The sequence below is a fragment of the Enterovibrio qingdaonensis genome (genome assembly GCF_028683135.1).
GTDB classification, from domain to species: Bacteria; Pseudomonadota; Gammaproteobacteria; order Enterobacterales; family Vibrionaceae; genus Enterovibrio; species Enterovibrio qingdaonensis.
This window is the reverse complement of record NZ_JAJUBB010000016.1, coordinates 1-17,077: the sequence shown is the minus strand read 5'-3', so window position 1 is coordinate 17,077 and position 17,077 is coordinate 1. Positions and strand designations below refer to the sequence as shown.

Below are 17,077 nucleotides of genomic sequence, written 5' to 3'. Positions count from 1 at the left end.
TTATTCCTCTCTCGGCAGAGACAGTGTGACGAGAAGGCCACCCTCTTCGTGGTTTTGAAGAACCAATTTCCCCGCATGCCCGCGAACAATGTTGCGAACAATGCTCAGTCCAAGCCCAGTGCCATCCTCTTTTTCCTGCTTGATACGAAAGTACGGCTCAAAGACGCGCTCTCTCAGCTCATCAGGTATACCGGGGCCATGGTCTCGAATTTTGATGATGAGCTTTCTCGGGGTATCCAAAATGGAGATATCCACGTGTTTGCCATACTTCACCCCGTTTTCAATAAGGTTGTGAAGCATGCGCTTAATAGCTACCGGTTTGCACAAAAACGGACGTGTTGCGCCGCCGGCAACGTCCACGTAGTGGCTGTCTGCGCCGTAAAATGCGGAGATTTCTGCTAAGACGGCGTTGATGTCTACCCATTCAACTTGCTCACGGATATCGGTGTCTTTGATGTAGTTCAGCGCGCCTTTGACCATAAACTCCAATTCATTGAGCGAGCGTTCAAAGCGCATTTTGGTCTCGTCGTCGTCCAACATTTCAGTGCGCAGCTTCAAGCATGCAATCGGCGTTTTAAGATCGTGGGAGATAGCCCCAAATAACAAATCTCGGTCACGTATGTATGCGCGGATACGCCGGTTCATCGTGTTAAATGCATGTACCGCAGCAATCAGCTCGCCACTCCCTTCTTCTTTAATAATCGGCGCATCCATTTTACTGCCCATTAACTTGGCAGCACGGGCTAGGTTCTTAATCGGTTTGATTTCTCGTCTCACGATCAGCCACGTACACAGCAACACGAGCACCGACGTCAGCAAAATGAAGTTGATCTGCCGCGAATCGAGAAAACGCGATTCCAGCGAAATATACGGAGACGGTAGATTTGTCGCGAGATACAACCACTGCTCTAAGGGGGCTGACTGGCTTGCTTCTTTCACGGTGGCAGGTAAACGGAACTGCATGACTAATACCGGCGGATCACCTTTTACTTTCTCGATGGTGTAGCGGGCAAAGGCATGAGGAATATCATCCAACGGCACTTCTGCGTCGTACACGCGAAGATCGTTGCGAAGACCAAAGTTAATGTCGATGATGGCTTGTGCCCCAAGAGAGCGTTGCAGCACATCATTGACCACTGTCTCTAGCTCCTGCTTGCGTGAAGACTCCGGCAAGCCATCAATATCAATGCGTTTACTGTTCAAAGAGATAAAGAACCGGGTCCCACCCATGCTTCGGTTCTGTTCAAGAATAAGGTGTCGGCTGGATTTCGGTAGCTTTCGATAATAGGAGACGGTAAACGCCGCATTGGAGGCGATACTCTCAAGGGCGGTTTCTAGTCCTTCTTTTTCCTGAAGGTAACTGTAATTGTACCAAACGGCACTCGTCAGAGCTTGTGATGTCAGGATCACCAAAGACAACATCAAGATAAAACGGCTCGCCAGCCCCAACGGCCACAACCGCCCAAGCAACTTACCAGGAAAAAAGTATCTGGGTTTAGGCTTCATGGATCACGTCTGCACTTAGCATATAGCCTTCATTGCGAAGGGTGCGGATCAATACATGGTCGTGGTCTTCTAGCTTTGCCCTCAAGCGACTGACTTGAATATCAATTCCTCGCTCAAGCGGCATGGCTTCACGACCACGAATCGTCTCAGAGATTATATTTCGGCTAAGGGGTTTATTCGGGTGGCGCAAAAATAAGTTAAGCAACGAAAAGTCCGCACCTGACAAGGTGGACTCCTCACCCTTGGGGGTCACTAACACCCGAGCTAGCGTATCGAGTTTCCAATCAAGAAAGCAGATATATCGTGCTCCTTCTAACCCTTGATTGAATTGAGAGCGGCGGAGCAAGGCTTTAATACGGGCAAGTAATTCACGCGGGCTGAATGTCTTCGTAATGTAGTCATCCGCCCCAAGTTCTAATCCCGTAACACGATCAATCTCGTCAGTCACGGCGGTCAACATAATGATGGGGACGTTTGAGGTTTTACGAATTTGACTACACAGGGTGAAGCCGTCATCCCCCGGCAACATAACATCGAGGATGATCAAGCTAGGCTCTCCGACGGCCAAGACTTTATGCATCTCTTCACCGTCAGCGGCCGTTACCACCTCAAATCCTGATTTGGTGAGATACTCTCTAAGCGCATCTCTCAATTCTTCGCTGTCATCGACAATCAAAATCCTTTTTTGAAATGCCATGTGCCACCTCCTTGTTTTCCATAGGGCAATAATGGCACTGACCTATTTAACAGTGAGTGGTTAGGCTGGTGATTATTCGAACAATATCACGCTTTTATCTGGGTCAAACGTCCTATGTAACCGTGCTGATACAAACTCATTTCCAAATGATACCTACCGAGATTCTGAACCCAATAACATGGAATTATCCCAACTCGCAGAGTGCTGGGATCAAAAACTTCCACAATAGAGGGATCTGTTATGTTCAGCTCATTCTTTGGACAAGCACAAAAAATCGGGCGGTCGCTAATGCTGCCCGTTGCAGTATTACCCGCAGCAGGCTTAATGCTCGGTGTCGGTAACTTTGGTTTAACACAACATTTGTTTTTTCCGGATGCATTCTGGTCAATCATGATGCAATCCGCTGACATGATTTTTGGCAATATCACACTGTTATTTGTCATCGGCGTCGCGATAGGCCTTGCTAAAAACAATGACGGTACCGCCGCGCTAGCAGCAGTCGCAGGTTGGGTCGTTTTTAATGCGGCAATGGGCCAGACTGTGGTGCTTCGGGGCATTGAAGAGCATCAGGGCTATCTCACCCAAATGATGGGGATAAACAGCCTGAATACCGGTATTTTCGGTTCCCTGCTTATTGGTTGTTTTGCTGCTTACTTCTTTAACCGTTTCCATACTATCAAGTTGCCAGATTACCTTGCGTTCTTCGCCGGAAAACGCTTCGTTCCTATCATTACCGCTTTCGTTTCTCTTTTCCTTGGTATTGCTTGTGCATTCGTGTGGCCGTTGGTCAGCGCGGGAATTTATGGTGGTATCGACGCCGTGAGCGGTCTGGGTCAGCCTACCGCATTTGGTATTTACGGTTTTGTTGAGCGCGCTTTGATCCCACTTGGTTTACACCATGTTTGGAATGCGGTGTGGTTCTTCGAGGTCGGGAGCTTCGTCAATGAAAATGGCGACGTGGTTCGCGGTGAACTTCAACGTTTCTTCGCTGGCGATAAAACAGCAACCGGTCTAGGCGGCGGCTTTATGTATACCATGTGGGCTCTGCCAGCGGCAGCACTCGCCATGTACCACTGCGCGAAACCGGAAAATAAAGTCATGGTGGGCGGTTTGATGGCATCTGCTGCATTCACCTCTTGGTTAACAGGCATCACGGAACCCGTTGAATTTACCTTCTTGTTTGTTGCACCTGTTCTGTACGTTGTTCACTGTGTACTGACGGGCATCGGCTTTGCCATCACGAACTACTTTGAAATCCTGCATAGCACTGACTTTGCGCACGGTGCACTTCAATTCTTCCTTTACTGGGGATTGTCTGAAAACGCCGCACTGTACATCATCATTGGTCCGCTGTGGGCTGCCCTTTACTACTTCCTGTTCCGCTTCTCGATCAAAGCGTTTGATTTAAAAACACCAGGGCGTGAAGACGAGCCTACCACTGAGGCTGAAACATCCGGAGCTATCGGCGAAGAATTGGCTCAGAACCTTGTATTGGCAATGGGTGGCAAAAACAACATCGACAACGTAGATGCGTGTATCACTCGACTTCGCGTCAGCCTTAAAGACATAGGTCAGGCTGATGTCAATGCGATTAAGGCGTTGGGCGCGGTAGATGTCGTGGTGGTCGGTGACAACCTACAAGCCATTTTTGGTACGCAATCAGATAACATAAAAACCGATATGACAGCAGTACTCGGGGCTTCTTAATTCCCCCAAGGAGTTCGAGTACTCTTCATGACTCGGGACAAGTCGCTCCTCCCAACTTTTGCGGTGCTCAATGCACCGCTTTTTTGTGATCACCCATTCGGACAATTCAGCCGATCCGCATTACATCTTAGGGGGGAATACAACCACCGATATACCCCGCTCATCTGTCCACTAAGCAGCATAATTCACGCACACTTAGTGACCCACATGCACTTTTTAAACTTAACCAGATGACAGTCTATATCGCGAGAACTACCTTGCTGATGTATTACTTGATATTGCGTTAAATTCACACCTAAGCCCGTTCCATCAATAGCTTAAATAGGACAACAATCATGGCGCTACCCAACAAGCAGCTTTTCATTACTGGAGCCAATCGCGGTATTGGACTCGCGTTGACACGCGCCTATCTAACAGCGGGCTGGGAGGTTGATGCAACGTGTAGGAAACCCTCAGAAGCCTACGACTTGCAAGAACTCGCGCACACTTATCCCAAACTCTCGCTATCAGCGTTAGATGTAACCGATCATCAAGCCATCAATGCGTTGTCCGCAAAGCTAAAAGATCGCAAATACAATTTGGTCATCAATAATGCTGGCTACTTTGGCCCCAAAGGCTATGGGTTTGGAAACACCGATGTGGGCGAATGGCGCAAGGTATTAGAAACAAACACCATTGCTCCTCTTAAAATTGCTGAAGCGTTCTACCCACAACTACGCGCTGGTTCACCCGGTGTCTTTGCTGCGTTGTCATCAAAAGTTGGAAGCATGACCGAAAACACCGCAGGCGGTGGTTATATTTATCGTTCATCAAAAGCGGCACTGAACTCTGTGGTGAAAAGCCTTTCCAACGACCTCTCTCCAGAAGGGATTATTGCAGTCGCGCTTCATCCGGGGTGGGTTCAAACTGAAATGGGCGGGCCTAATGCTCTGATCTCGACAGAAACATCGGTGGAAGGATTGGTCAATGTTCTTACTAACTTGTCTTTGCAAGACAGCGGGAAGTTCCTCAATGTCGATGGCACAGAAATACCTTGGTAAGAAGATGCTTCCGACCTTGTCGACATGAATCGTTCTTAACGTGCACACTTACACATTGTTAACGCAATGTGGATTTTTCAAATAGGGATGATCAGCCCCGTATTAAACTCGCCATGAGGTGTGACCGACATCTCATGATTGAACATTATTTCCGCGCTACTGGCATGCGTTATATTCAAAGTGACGCGATTTCTAGCCGTGTATTGTCACGAAACTGTACAACGTCATTTATTCCGAAACCGGATTCCGCACTTTCGCAAACCCTTCGCTGCAAAAATTCAAACAAATTAATTAAACCCTAAAACTACGTGTTATTTGCTTAGCCACTTTTTGATGCTAAATCATCTCAACAATACAATTAACAAATACATCAATAGTTCGATTATTCACCAAGCTGAATTCCGTTGTGCAATCCCGGCTGTGCTGGTAAATCTCCTGTGACTCTTTGACTTATCGAAAGAAAACCAAAGAAAGTGACACGTTATCTGGCTGCTTTATTCAATGCGGTCGATATGCGTTCGTGTCGATTTTTGTTTATGGAGAAGCATGAATGACAACCTTATTCAGCCTGATAGTGATCGTTGCTGTCGGCTATTTAATTGTTAAGCGTTACAACCCTCAAACCACCCTCTTCTTGGGCGGTATGTTATTAATGGTCGCCAGTGTATTTTTCGGCACAGGTTTACCATTGGCGGAGTCTGCTTCTAGTGGCTCAGTCGCTCTCGACATTTTTACGTTTGTTAAACAGACGATGAGTAAAACCGTCGCTGGCCTTGGTCTCATCATCATGGCGGTTGGCGGTTTTGCCCATTATATGGACCACATCGGTGCGTCTCGCGCTCTGGTAAACATCGCCATTAAGCCACTGGGTTACTTTAACTCCCCTTATCTTGTCATGGCACTGGGCTACATCATCGGCCAGTTGCTGAACATTTTTATCCCTAGTGCTTCTGGTCTCGGTTTGCTGTTGATGGTAACCCTGTACCCAATTCTGGTTCGCCTTGGCGTCAGCAAAATGTCGGCAACGGCGGTTATCGCGACAGCAGCGTGTCTTGATTTGGGTCCTGCGTCAGGCAACGCAAACCTTGCAGCGCGCACGGCTGACATGCCGGTTACGGAATACTTCATTTCTTACCAATTGCCAGTCGCACTGGTGACCATGGTAACCATCGCGGTACTTCATCTGTTCGTTCAACGTTGGTTCGACAAGAAAGAAACGGCCGCTGAAGACACTGAAATCAACGTGAAAGACAGCGAAGTCAACCCGCCAAGCTGGTATGCACTACTGCCTGTCATTCCATTGGCTTTGCTTCTACTGTTCAGCCCAATGGCGATCGACACCGTGAAGATCGACGTTGTCACTGCAATGCTGGTATCTATCGCTGTAGCGATGTTGTGCGAAGGCTTCCGCCGTGCGCCTAAAGCCGTATTTAGCGACATTCTGGTTTACTTCGACAGCATGGGTCGTCAGTTCGCGCGCGTTGTAACCTTGGTTGTTGCAGGTCAGACGTTTGCTCACGGTTTGAAAACAATCGGTCTGCTGAATGCCCTGATAGACGGCGCATTAGCCGCAAGCGTGTCGCCTGCATTGATGGTGATCCTAATGGTCGCAATCATCGCTCTTGCTGCCATCATCATGGGCTCAGGTAACGCGCCGTTCTTCTCGTTCGCCGCCATGGTGCCAGAGATTGCCGGTAAAGTCGGTATTCCTGCGGTTGCCATGCTAATGCCTATGCAGTTGGCGTCTGGTATCGCACGTTCAATGTCGCCCATCACGGGCGCAGTGGTTGCTGTTGCCGGTGTGGCGGGTGTATCACCGTTCGAGCTGGTTAAACGTACTGCCATCCCTATGGTCGGCGCACTTATCGTTTCAACGGGTGCTTCGTTGATTGTCGGTCTGTAACAACTGGTTACGAAAAACGGCGTCTATGAGACGCCGTTTTCATTTCCCAACCCCGCCTTTCCCGTAATATCTCGCCGCTGAATCACCTTTGAGAGATTCAGCCAAAGTCTTTCATTGTTTTTATCATTAAGATCAATGAAAATTCATATTTACCAGTGTCTTATAAAGATTATCACCTCGATTTAACGCACGTTATCTACGATGGTAATTACGCTTGTTTGTCCTCAAGGAATGGGTATATGCCGTTTTGGAATAGTAATAAAAAGAATGAAGAGTTCAGGCTAAAGCTGGCCGACGTTGAGTCCAACTACAACATGCAGTTAACCCTGTTGCAGCAACAACTCGAAGAAAAGGATGCCAAAATAGCCGAACTGAATGGCCAGTTAGACAATTTATCAAAAACCAGCCAAAGCCAGCAGCACGGAGCAAGCATGCTGGAGTCGATCCGAGAAGGATTGTTATCAAACGCTGACACACTCGTCGCTGAAAAAGCGGAGCTTAGTGCGCTCGATGATGTGTTTGCACAAACTTTGACGGCATTAGCCAACCTATCCACCCGCGCAAACCGCATTACCGAAGAGGCTGTCCGAAACAGTGCTGCGGTTGCCGAGTTAACGCAAACCACTACGTCCATCAATCGTTTTGTTGCTGCTGTTCAAGAAATCTCAGAGCAGACCAACCTGCTAGCCCTAAATGCTGCAATTGAAGCCGCACGCGCGGGTGAAGCAGGACGTGGTTTTGCGGTCGTTGCTGATGAAGTTCGTCAACTAGCCCGAAAGGCCGGAGAATCCAGCAGCCAAATTGAAGCATTGGTGAAAAAAGTCATCGACCAGAATGCCGATATTGCGCATCTTGTAGAAGAAAGCCAGCGTGGTGCTGATGATGTCGCCGCGTCGTCAAATCAGATAGAAGCTGTTGTGCATCAGGTCATTGAAAAATCGAAGAACATGCAACGTGTCATTCAAAACGCCGCCGTTTCCTCGTTTTTAAACACCGTCAAACTCGACCACGCTGTCTGGAAGAGCGCGATCTACAAACACATCAGCCTCGGCGAGTTTGGACAGCAAGTGAACCGACATACTGAGTGTCGATTAGGTAAGTGGTACTTCGAAGGCGATGGCGCAAAACATTTTAAATCTACCCCTTCGTTCAACGCGATCGATGCTCCACACAAACAAGTCCATGATTCAGGCCGTATGGCACTGGAAGCCGGACACCGTGGTGATTTCCACTCTATGGTCAGTCACCTCAATGCCATGGAGCATGGCAGTATTCAAGTGACCGATGCGCTAGAAAGACTCATTACTGAAAGCTCTATCAGATAAGCCAGCATGACACGATAAGATTCAAAAACAGCCCTTGCCGACGCAGGGGCTTTTTGCAGGCTATTCACACCTCAATATTTTTGCTATCAATACGGTCAAATGAAAGCATGACAAAAACATAACAACGATAAGGAAGTATTGAATATGCCAGAACTAAAAGCGCACAGCCTCTATCAGCGTACGTTTTGCCCTTACTGCATGAAAGTGCGCGCCGCATTAAAAATGATGAGCCTAGATGTCGCCTTGGTTGATGTCAGTGCCGACCCATCTGCCTATCAAGAACTGGTTTCTGAAGGTGGACGCGGCATGGTGCCTTGTCTTCGTATTACACACGATGATGGTACCGTTGAATGGATGTACGAGTCTGATGACATCATCGAGTACTTTCAGGAGAACTTTGCGGGGTAATCAGCTGTCCATCGCAGCCTCAGGGATACGTTGAGTTAGATGAAAAAGCCAGTAGGCAATACCTACTGGCTTTTACTTAAAACCTTCAACGTGCTTTAACACGATGTGCTAACGGAATGCCTCTCCTCTCACTCTGCCGTCGGAGGCTTAATTCTGAAAAGAACAGAATAGAGCACGGGCACAATGATGAGAGTAAGCAATGTGGCAAAGGTTAAACCGAAAACCAACACGACAGACATCGACTTGAAGAACGCATCAAAGTAAAGAGGAATCACCCCCAATACCGTGGTTAGTGCCCCCATCATAACGGGCCGTACACGGCTGGCTGAGGCCTCAAGTACAGCATCATACGCTTGTTTTCCTCCCGATATCTCAAGGTCGATTTGGTCAACCAAAACGATGGCATTCTTAATCAAGAGCCCAGACAGCGACAGCAACCCAAGAATCGCCATAAACTCCATCGGGGTTTGGGTGACAAGAAGACCTGCAACCACCCCAACGAGTGCAAGAGGCACAACTAGCCAGATCACCAATGGTTGTCTCACTGTCCCGAACAGTACAAGCACGACAATCACCATCGCCAAGAAACCAAGGGGGATGGTAGAGGCAAGGTTTTCATTCGACTCCTTCGAGTCGCCGTATTCGCCACCCCATTCGAGTACATACCCATCAGGCAGATCTATCGCCTCTATTTGTGGCCGAATTCGGTTGAACAAATCTGTCGCATATTCTCCCGCAACGGGATCGGCTTGAACGACAAGTTCCCAGTTCCTGTCTACGCGTCTCACCAGACCGTCTTTCCACACAGTGCGATAGCCATCGGTGACTTGGTCGATAGGCACACTTTCACCCGTGATAGAGCTAACAACGTTAACGTTGCGAATGTCACTCACACTGGCGCGTTCGTCTTCGGTCGCACGGATCACTATCGGGATTAACTCGTCATCTTGACGATAAGCCCCAATGGATTGGCCGGAGAAATTACGCTCTAAAGCAGACGCAAGATCCTCACGAGAAACACCGATACGTTGAGCCGCTTTTTCTGCGTAGATAGGTTCAAAAACAGGAACCGGTTGTCGCCAGTTATCCTTCACAGACAGTGCTTTACCATCATCAAGCAAAATCTTTTTTGCTTCTTCGGACAATCTTCTCAGCACCTCAGGTTCAGGGCCGCTGAATTTTGCCTCGATCTTCGAACCTCCCCCTGGTCCCAACGTAAATTTCCACACTTTCCCCAACGCGTCAGGGAAGTTGGTGTCGATGTAGGCTTGAATTTGCGGTAACAATGGGTCGATCTGTTTGTCGTTCTGTGTTTTTACCAACAATTGCCCATACGATGAATTGGGAGACTGTGGGCCGTAAACCAACATGAAGCGCGGCGCACCGCCACCGACAGTCGCCTGAACATTTTCCACACCTTCAAGCGATGCAACAAAGTTATTCAGCTCATCAATGTCCGCCTCTGTCACCTTGATGTCAGTCCCTTGAGGCTGCCAGTAATCGACGACAAAAAGCGGTGTTGTTGAGGCAGGGAAGAACCCGGGTTTTACAAACTGGAATCCCCACAATGAAAGCGCAAACAAGCCAAAGACACACGCAATCACCTGTATTCTCTTCTTCAAAGAGAACGCCAGCAGTGTTTTGTACCCCTTGCTTACACGACCTTCAGTGTCAGCATTGTCGTCTTGCGCCATGGTGTTCTCTTTGAACAGCCAATAGCAAAACAGCGGCGTCAACGTAATGGCGAATAGCCAGCTGTATAGCAACGCGATAAGAATGACCCAGAACAGATGACCGGTATATTCTGCGGTTGATCCCGGGGCAAAACCGATAGGGGCAAACGCGATAATCCCGACGAGTGTGCCACCAAGAAGCGGCCAGATAGAACGCTGAACCGTTTCTTTGGCAATGTCGAGCTTGGACGCCCCTCGTTTCAGGCCAACCAAGATGCCTTCTGTCACGACAATCGCATTATCCACCATCATGCCGAGGGCGATAATTAATGCCCCCAGAGAGATACGGTGCATTGGAATCGCAACATAGTTCATGGTGGCCAAGGTAGCACCAATGGTCAGTACCAAAATGGCTCCAATAACCAATGCAGACTTAAATCCCATGAAGATCAGCAAGGTCACAATCACGATGACGAGAGCCGCTATCACATTCGCTACGAAGTTCTGAACAGATGCATCAACAATGTTGGCTTGATGATAGAACTCGTGGAGCTCCATGCCAACAGGACGCAGGTTTAAAGAATCCTCTATCGCTTTATCAACGTCCGCTCCAATCTTTACAATGTTACTGCCCAGCACACCGGAAATACCGATGGCTAACGCAGGTTCACCGTCGTAACGATAGAGTTTTTCATCGGGCTCTTTATACCCTTGGTAAACATTGGCAATGTCTTTCAGATAGATGAGTTTGCCATTGGGCTCTACCGTCACGAGAAGATTGGCGATAGCATCGACCGAATCGATAGCCTCAGTGGGTGAAATAACGAGTCGCTTGCTTCCCGCTGTCACGCTACCGGCTGATGCGACGGCATTTTGTTGGGACAAAACGTTCAAGACGTAATCAAACGAAGCACCGAGGCGTTTAATGTCGCTTCTGGAGATCTCGACGTAAATGACCTCTTGTTTAGCCCCTTCTATCGTTACTCGCGCAACGCCGTCTACCTTGAGTAAGGTATTCTGAAGCGTATCGGCATATTGCTTGAGTTCGGCATTGCTATAGCCTTCTCCCGTTAGGAAAAATAGCAGGCCAAACACGTCACCAAAGTCATCTGCGACATAAGGCTTATCTGCCCCAGGGGGCAATGAGCGCTCGGCATCACTCACTTTGTTGCGGAGCTTGTTCCAAACCAGCTGCAAGTCAGAACGTGTTTTTGAAGACTCGTACTTCACTTCCACGGTGATCTCGGATTTTCCGGCAGTGGATACGGATTTGATGCTTTTCACTTCAGCCAATTGTTGAATGGCTTTTTCAAGCGGCTCGGTAATTTCTAATGCAACCTGATGCGGCGACGCACCGGGATAATGGGTGACTACCACCGCTTCGCGGATGGTAAATTCAGGGTCTTCAAATCGCGCCATGTTTTGGTAAGCATGCCAGCCACCAAAAAGCGTGACGAATATAACGATCACGCTTAAGACGGTTTTCTTTATCGTGAACTCAGCGATGTTCATAATTTCTACCTATATCGTGATCGGACTAGTCTTGCTTCCATTCTCTAACTGCAACACCCTCAGAGAGCTGGCTAACACCTGCGTTCACGATTTGGTCTCCCATATTTAGGCCGCTGATAACGGGCAAGAAGTCGCCAATTTCTTCCGCAACTTCTATCTGTTTTTTCGTGACAGTCATGGATGACTCGTCAATCAGCCAGACAAAGGTGCCATTGACGTCACTGCTCACCGCATCGATAGGCACCAAAATGTCATTTTGTCTGCTGTTGTTTTCATCAATATCCACGGTGACATTCATACCGGGAAGCACCAAAACATCGGTTGGCGTGCGAAATGAAAAAGTGAGGCCATAGGTTTGCGTGGTTGGATCGGCGACCAAGGTTGCTTCTTTGAAGGTGGCCGGAAATTGCATCTCAGGATCCGAATCCAAAGAAACAAAACTGGTTGATGAATCGCCAGTTAACGAGTTCTGATATAGCGACGCTAGCAATTTTCCTGGCACATCAATTGCCGCTTCCAAATCACCGCGGCCAATCAAAATAGCGACCGTCTGCCCGCCCGATACCACTTGGTCTTTATCAATAAACGTCTGGGCAATCACACCATCAAAAGGCGCTAGAAGCACAGAGTCCTCTATCGCCTCATTGGCACTATCAAGTTGGACTTTTGCTACATCACGTTCGACGCGCTTCGCTTGAAGGGAGCTTTTTGAAACCGCTCCCGTTTCAGAGAGCTTACTCAGACGTTGGTATTCATCTTCCGCTATTTCATACTGCGATAAGGCTTGGCTTAGTCGGTTATTGAGCTCTCGTTGGTCAAGTCCTGCAATCACATCACCCGCTTTAACATCCATAGCAGCACGAACAGGAAAGTCCGTGACACGTCCACCTGAGACAAAGCTGATCTCTGATAAATTATTGCTTTGAATGATCCCCGGGAAAGAAGCGGTACGAACACTTTGTTGATCAGAGACCACATAGGTTTTAACAGGGCGGATAAGTACTTCTGACTTGGCAGTTTGCGCAGGATCGCTACATCCATTGAGTCCCATCATCAGAGGTAAAAGTGCGAGTAAGTGTTTTTTTTTCAAAGTTTTTCTCCCAGCCAGTCAAGAAAACAAGCCTAGATAGTAAGTATCAAGCTATGTAAGTAATTGAAATGAGAATGTTTACTTAACGTTATGAATGGGATTTTCCTTTATATTGCTAACTATCGGTTTGATTTATTGCAGTAGTGCGAAGAGTGTCACGAATATGATATTGATTTCACCATACAAGGTGACGAGGTTGGTTGTTCTTATCGAAAGCTAGCGGCGAGTTGAGAGATTTGCGTGCAAGCGTTCTCAGAAAACCACAACAACGCTAGCACCCACGATTTGCATACAAAATGCACGAATTTCAGCATTGAGTGTGTATAACTGTGAGTTAATGCAATCTACTGTAATGGAACGTAAATTCGGTATTCCTTCGCCCACTCTCCCCGTAACATGCCCAGCAACAAGAGCCCACTGCTAACAATGATGACAGATCAAAGCGTTGCAAACCTCCGCATTGATTGATTACTAAGGGCACATTACCGAATTTTGGAGATCGCGCATGTCTACAGACACTCAGAACACCCCTAAAACTTCATCTATCAAACGATTCATTACGTTTGTTCTCGACTTTCCACCGTACTTGTATTTCCCGGTAAAAATGAAAGCAAACGAAAAGCCTGCCAGTGACCGCGTGACGAAAGGTGACTAACTTAGACGCAAAAAAGCACCGAAAATCGGTGCGTTACGAAATCTGACATTGGCGTTAGCATGCTCATTAACGCCATGATCAGGGTTACTTAGAAAGGTTGAATTGGATTTTCTGGCTCAAATCAATCAATAGCTTTGCCTCCTCCTCCGTCAATCCTGTCGCGCAGAGTGCTTGCTTAGCCGCTTTTTTCCCTTTTCGGGCGAGCTTTTGCCCTTCTTCAGTCAATGCGACGGACTTTTGTCTTTCGTTGCCTTCAGCAAATGATTTGGTGACATAGCCAACGTGCTGTAAACGCTTCACGATAGGCGTAACCGTCGCTTTAGAAAGCCCGACAGAGTGAGCTAGTTCCGTGATGGAGACATCTTGTTTCTGCCAGAGCGACATCATTACCGCAAATTGGGGGTAGGTAAGGCTTAGCGGCCTAAGAAGTGGTTGGTACGCCTGCGTGATCAGGCTCGACGTGGTATAGAGATTAAAACAAAGTTGCTCTCTATGATTCAGTCCCATTCTGCCATCCATGTAGAAGTTCGTAGTATTCAAACTATGGCTAACACACCGTAATTCATCAACCTTTTTAGTTCGCGCACAAACAATTGTCAATGTACTGGCTTCGCCGAGCCTAACTGCGTTTGTTTCTCACCATAGAGACAGTCGAAATTTGATCTTCTCCAGACCACCGCACATGCTTACCCATATGGTTAGTGCGCGAACCATTCGCACACATACCCAATAAGTAGCATGGAGCAATCAGATGAGAATTGTTTGGTTTACGACATTACTGGCAAGCGTCACGAGCTTTCCAACATCCGCAGAAACTCGCCCAACGTTTCCAATCGAAATGATTGATGCGTTTGAAGCGCAATTCGGTGTAACAGAAGGGAAACGAAGAAATCACACCAAAGGCTTTTGCTTCGAAGGGCATTTAGCACCGCAGGAATCATCCATCGCGCTCTATTCAAATGCGACTATGTTCAAGGCTCCTTCACGTGTCATTGGTCGTTTATCTCATTCTGGTGGCAACAATGAAGCTCCGGATAATCAGTTCGGCGGGGTTGGGATTGGCCTGTCTATCCTAGATCAAGACGGGAACAACTCGCGAATGGCCCTCAACACGTTAGATTTCTTTCCCGTTGCCACACCCGAAGCATTCCTTGCGCTCAATCAGGCGAAAGCCCTCGGCAAAGACGCTGTCGCCAAGGTTAAACAAAAATACCCAGAAATTGGCACGTTCGGCGCGCATATGGCAAAGAAAGACAAAACCGTTAAGCCTTATGAAGATCAAACCTATAACGGCGTAAACAGCTTTTATTTTGTTGATGAAGCGGGAACCAAAACCCCCTTTCGCTGGACGTTCACACCAACGAAACAGCACGGCATCAACGTCGACACTGGCACTGACTTTTTCTTCGATAACCTTGCGTCCAGTTTGAAACGTGGCGAGGTGTCTTGGGACATGACAGCCATCCTCGCTAACAGCGAGGACGATATCAATAATGCAGCCGTCCAATGGACGGGAGAACACAAAACAGTAACGCCAACGCGTTTGGTTATTGAGCGCATCAGTCCAGAATCCGAAGGACGCTGCGACACGATAGTGTTTGACCCTCTCGTTTTGGCGAAAGGTCTCGCGCCTTCCGACGACCCAATATTACTGATACGAAGCCCTGTCTACGCCGTTGGCGCAGGTAGAAGACTCAGTGAGAAAGCGGAGTAAACAGCCTTGCGGTGCACTGGCATTAGCAGTGGAAGCCGCTAATGCCTTTGCCCAAATAAAGCCTTTAAGCAAGCTTGCCTAAGGGGCCTTAGCCCATTCACCGGTTAACTCTGACACAAAATGGTTTAATTCAGTGACTGTCTTGATGACGTGAACATTTTTCCCGCTGGCGTTCTCAATGAGCGACGCCTCAAAATCGCAGTTCCAGAATGTTGGGCTCAATTTAAGCATCTTGTAGCTATTGAGCGTGCCTTTGAAAACCGAACTTCCATCGGGCCAGCCTTCCGGCTTTATAAAGAGCCCTTTCAATAAGCGTTTAGTGACAAACCAATAGCTAACTGGGTAGGGCAAGTCGATGTAGATAAGCGTGTCGGCCGCGTCCAGACGTTTATGAAACGCACTGATAGGCCCCAGCCCATCAATGATCCAGCGTTCCGAGGACATTATATTGTCATGAATACACTCAAATTCTTCTCGCGCGACAAACTCACCGTTTGGCTTGTAGACGATGGAATCGAGTTGATGAAGCGGCAGGACTGCCGCAGACGCTAAGGCTTTGCTTATTGTTGACTTTCCACTACCTGGCTTTCCAAAAACCGCGATCTTTTCCATGTAAATCCCTCTTAGAGCATGTTTCCAAAAAGGCAGAAAAAGAAAACCCACCTTTTCGGGTGGGTTGATTAATCTATGCGCACATAATCCCACCATTCCTATGGAATGATGATAATTCGTGTATTAAGTGGCTTTAGATTAAATTTCATACAATCACTTTCATATAATGCTGATGGTATGTCAATCGGGTTTATGCAAGTACGGCGAGTGCGAGCTTATGCTTCCAACCCGATGATTTCTTAATCGTTAACGCCTGCTTTCTTGTCTGGCTTTGCGTAGTTCAATCGCCCTAACCTATTGGTTACGTGGTAGCTATCAAGTCCAGACACAGCGACTGTTTCTAAAGCTTCGATATCGATATAGCCATCGTCCGCTATCACTTCATCTTCTAACAGCACGTTATTAATTTCACCTATCACCAACACTGTGCCATTAATTTCCAGTGTCTGCGATTCTCGCAATAGCAAAGAATACTTAAGACGGCTCTCTGCGACAAAAGGGGCTTTCACGCCATCTAACCATTCAGGTGTCAGTCCTGCTTCCGTGAATTCCGAAACGAGCTGTTCGTAACGGGCAGATGTTTGATGGGATTCTTTCCAGATATCAGCATTTACCTGATTGATAGTGTACTCACCAAGTTCAAGTATGTTTTCCAGTGTGTCGCGGGTAACAGTATGAGGGCGAATGATCATCCCTACCAAAGGCGGGTTGGCTCCAATGTGAAAAACTGAACTGACAATCGCGAGATTATGATTGCCCCTACCGTCGGTTGTGCCGATAAGATTTGCACTCTTGAATCCTGAGAGACTGTTAATCAGTTTGGCGCGATATCTGTCTTCGAGCTGCCCTAGCTCTTCGAGATTGAAATGCATGATGACCTCTTTTTGTCACAATTGCCTTTCAATACCAGATTAACGCCCATTTCGATCAATTTTCTCTTGTATCGTATAGAGCCTTCCACTGTTAGCTTTATGCTAACTAGCAATCATGGAAAGAGTAGAACAGAGGGACAGACGCTTTTAGAATTCTCCTTACAAGAAGCCGAGAAAGAAGGCCTGAAGCTGGATAAAGTCTATGAGTTAACGCCAAAAATGTTAGATGTTGCTGGCATTTCAGGGAGTAAACGGGAAGAAGCTATTCACTTGCTAGCTGATCGCTAGAAACTCCGGTCATTTACTTTAGAACCCTAGTTAATAATGGGGCAGACCTGAGCTAGCCACACAGCTAACTCGGTG

15 protein-coding genes and 1 pseudogene are annotated in these 17,077 nt (G+C 47.6%); 9 read left to right on the top strand and 7 right to left on the bottom strand.

Going from position 1 to position 17,077, the window contains the following annotated elements; all coding sequences use genetic code 11:
- On the bottom strand, positions 1 to 1,506 hold the full coding sequence (locus LRP49_RS18335; RefSeq protein ID WP_274143791.1) for an ATP-binding protein: 1,506 nt from the start codon (positions 1,504 to 1,506) through the stop codon (positions 1 to 3).
- Positions 1,496 to 2,203 carry a response regulator gene (locus tag LRP49_RS18330; RefSeq protein ID WP_274143789.1) on the bottom strand — a complete coding sequence of 236 codons (708 nt, stop codon included), beginning with the start codon at positions 2,201 to 2,203 and terminating at the stop codon, positions 1,496 to 1,498. The genes LRP49_RS18335 and LRP49_RS18330 overlap by 11 nt, the downstream gene beginning before the upstream one ends.
- Before the next feature lie 240 nt (positions 2,204 to 2,443).
- Between LRP49_RS18330 and ptsG the strand changes: the two genes are divergently transcribed.
- From ptsG to LRP49_RS18305, 6 genes and pseudogenes are all read left to right on the top strand, one after another.
- Positions 2,444 to 3,910, top strand: a complete 1,467-nt coding sequence (ptsG, locus tag LRP49_RS18325; protein WP_274143787.1) for a glucose-specific PTS transporter subunit IIBC — start codon at positions 2,444 to 2,446, stop codon at positions 3,908 to 3,910.
- A 335-nt stretch (positions 3,911 to 4,245) separates the two neighbouring features.
- Positions 4,246 to 4,950 carry an SDR family oxidoreductase gene (locus LRP49_RS18320; protein ID WP_274143785.1) on the top strand — a complete coding sequence of 235 codons (705 nt, stop codon included), beginning with the start codon at positions 4,246 to 4,248 and terminating at the stop codon, positions 4,948 to 4,950.
- Positions 4,951 to 5,500: 550 nt separating this feature from the next.
- On the top strand, positions 5,501 to 6,853 hold the full coding sequence (dcuC, locus tag LRP49_RS18315; RefSeq protein WP_274143784.1) for a C4-dicarboxylate transporter DcuC: 1,353 nt from the start codon (positions 5,501 to 5,503) through the stop codon (positions 6,851 to 6,853).
- Between the two features lie 239 nt (positions 6,854 to 7,092).
- Positions 7,093 to 7,776, top strand: a pseudogene (locus LRP49_RS25350) (methyl-accepting chemotaxis protein); the annotation flags it as partial.
- Between the two features lie 24 nt (positions 7,777 to 7,800).
- Positions 7,801 to 8,178, top strand: a complete 378-nt coding sequence (locus tag LRP49_RS25345) for a CZB domain-containing protein (protein ID WP_420791626.1) — start codon at positions 7,801 to 7,803, stop codon at positions 8,176 to 8,178.
- A 144-nt stretch (positions 8,179 to 8,322) separates the two neighbouring features.
- Entirely contained in the window at positions 8,323 to 8,586 is a 264-nt protein-coding gene (locus LRP49_RS18305; RefSeq protein ID WP_274143781.1) for a glutaredoxin family protein, read from the top strand.
- 128 nt (positions 8,587 to 8,714) lie between these two features.
- Here the strand turns inward: LRP49_RS18305 and LRP49_RS18300 are convergent, their stop codons facing one another.
- Positions 8,715 to 11,771, bottom strand: coding sequence for an efflux RND transporter permease subunit (locus tag LRP49_RS18300; RefSeq protein WP_274143780.1), 3,057 nt, complete (start codon positions 11,769 to 11,771; stop codon positions 8,715 to 8,717).
- 25 nt (positions 11,772 to 11,796) lie between these two features.
- Positions 11,797 to 12,861: an efflux RND transporter periplasmic adaptor subunit gene (locus tag LRP49_RS18295; protein WP_274143778.1), complete on the bottom strand. Its 1,065-nt coding sequence runs from the start codon at positions 12,859 to 12,861 to the stop codon at positions 11,797 to 11,799.
- Between the two features lie 505 nt (positions 12,862 to 13,366).
- Here LRP49_RS18295 and LRP49_RS18290 point away from each other — a divergent pair.
- Entirely contained in the window at positions 13,367 to 13,516 is a 150-nt protein-coding gene (locus LRP49_RS18290) for a hypothetical protein (protein ID WP_274143776.1), read from the top strand.
- A gap of 84 nt (positions 13,517 to 13,600) precedes the next feature.
- Here the strand turns inward: LRP49_RS18290 and LRP49_RS18285 are convergent, their stop codons facing one another.
- Positions 13,601 to 14,023: a MarR family winged helix-turn-helix transcriptional regulator gene (locus LRP49_RS18285; protein ID WP_274143774.1), complete on the bottom strand. Its 423-nt coding sequence runs from the start codon at positions 14,021 to 14,023 to the stop codon at positions 13,601 to 13,603.
- 244 nt (positions 14,024 to 14,267) lie between these two features.
- Between LRP49_RS18285 and LRP49_RS18280 the strand changes: the two genes are divergently transcribed.
- A complete protein-coding gene (locus LRP49_RS18280; RefSeq protein ID WP_274143772.1) occupies positions 14,268 to 15,230 on the top strand; it encodes a catalase family protein in 963 nt (320 codons plus the stop codon).
- 78 nt (positions 15,231 to 15,308) lie between these two features.
- Here the strand turns inward: LRP49_RS18280 and LRP49_RS18275 are convergent, their stop codons facing one another.
- Entirely contained in the window at positions 15,309 to 15,842 is a 534-nt protein-coding gene (locus LRP49_RS18275; protein ID WP_274143770.1) for a P-loop NTPase family protein, read from the bottom strand.
- 239 nt (positions 15,843 to 16,081) lie between these two features.
- Positions 16,082 to 16,714: a flavin reductase family protein gene (locus LRP49_RS18270; protein WP_274143769.1), complete on the bottom strand. Its 633-nt coding sequence runs from the start codon at positions 16,712 to 16,714 to the stop codon at positions 16,082 to 16,084.
- Positions 16,715 to 16,813: 99 nt separating this feature from the next.
- On the opposite strand from LRP49_RS18270, the gene LRP49_RS18265 reads away from it, so the two are divergent.
- Positions 16,814 to 17,002: a hypothetical protein gene (locus LRP49_RS18265; RefSeq protein ID WP_274143767.1), complete on the top strand. Its 189-nt coding sequence runs from the start codon at positions 16,814 to 16,816 to the stop codon at positions 17,000 to 17,002.
- Positions 17,003 to 17,077 lie beyond the last annotated feature (75 nt).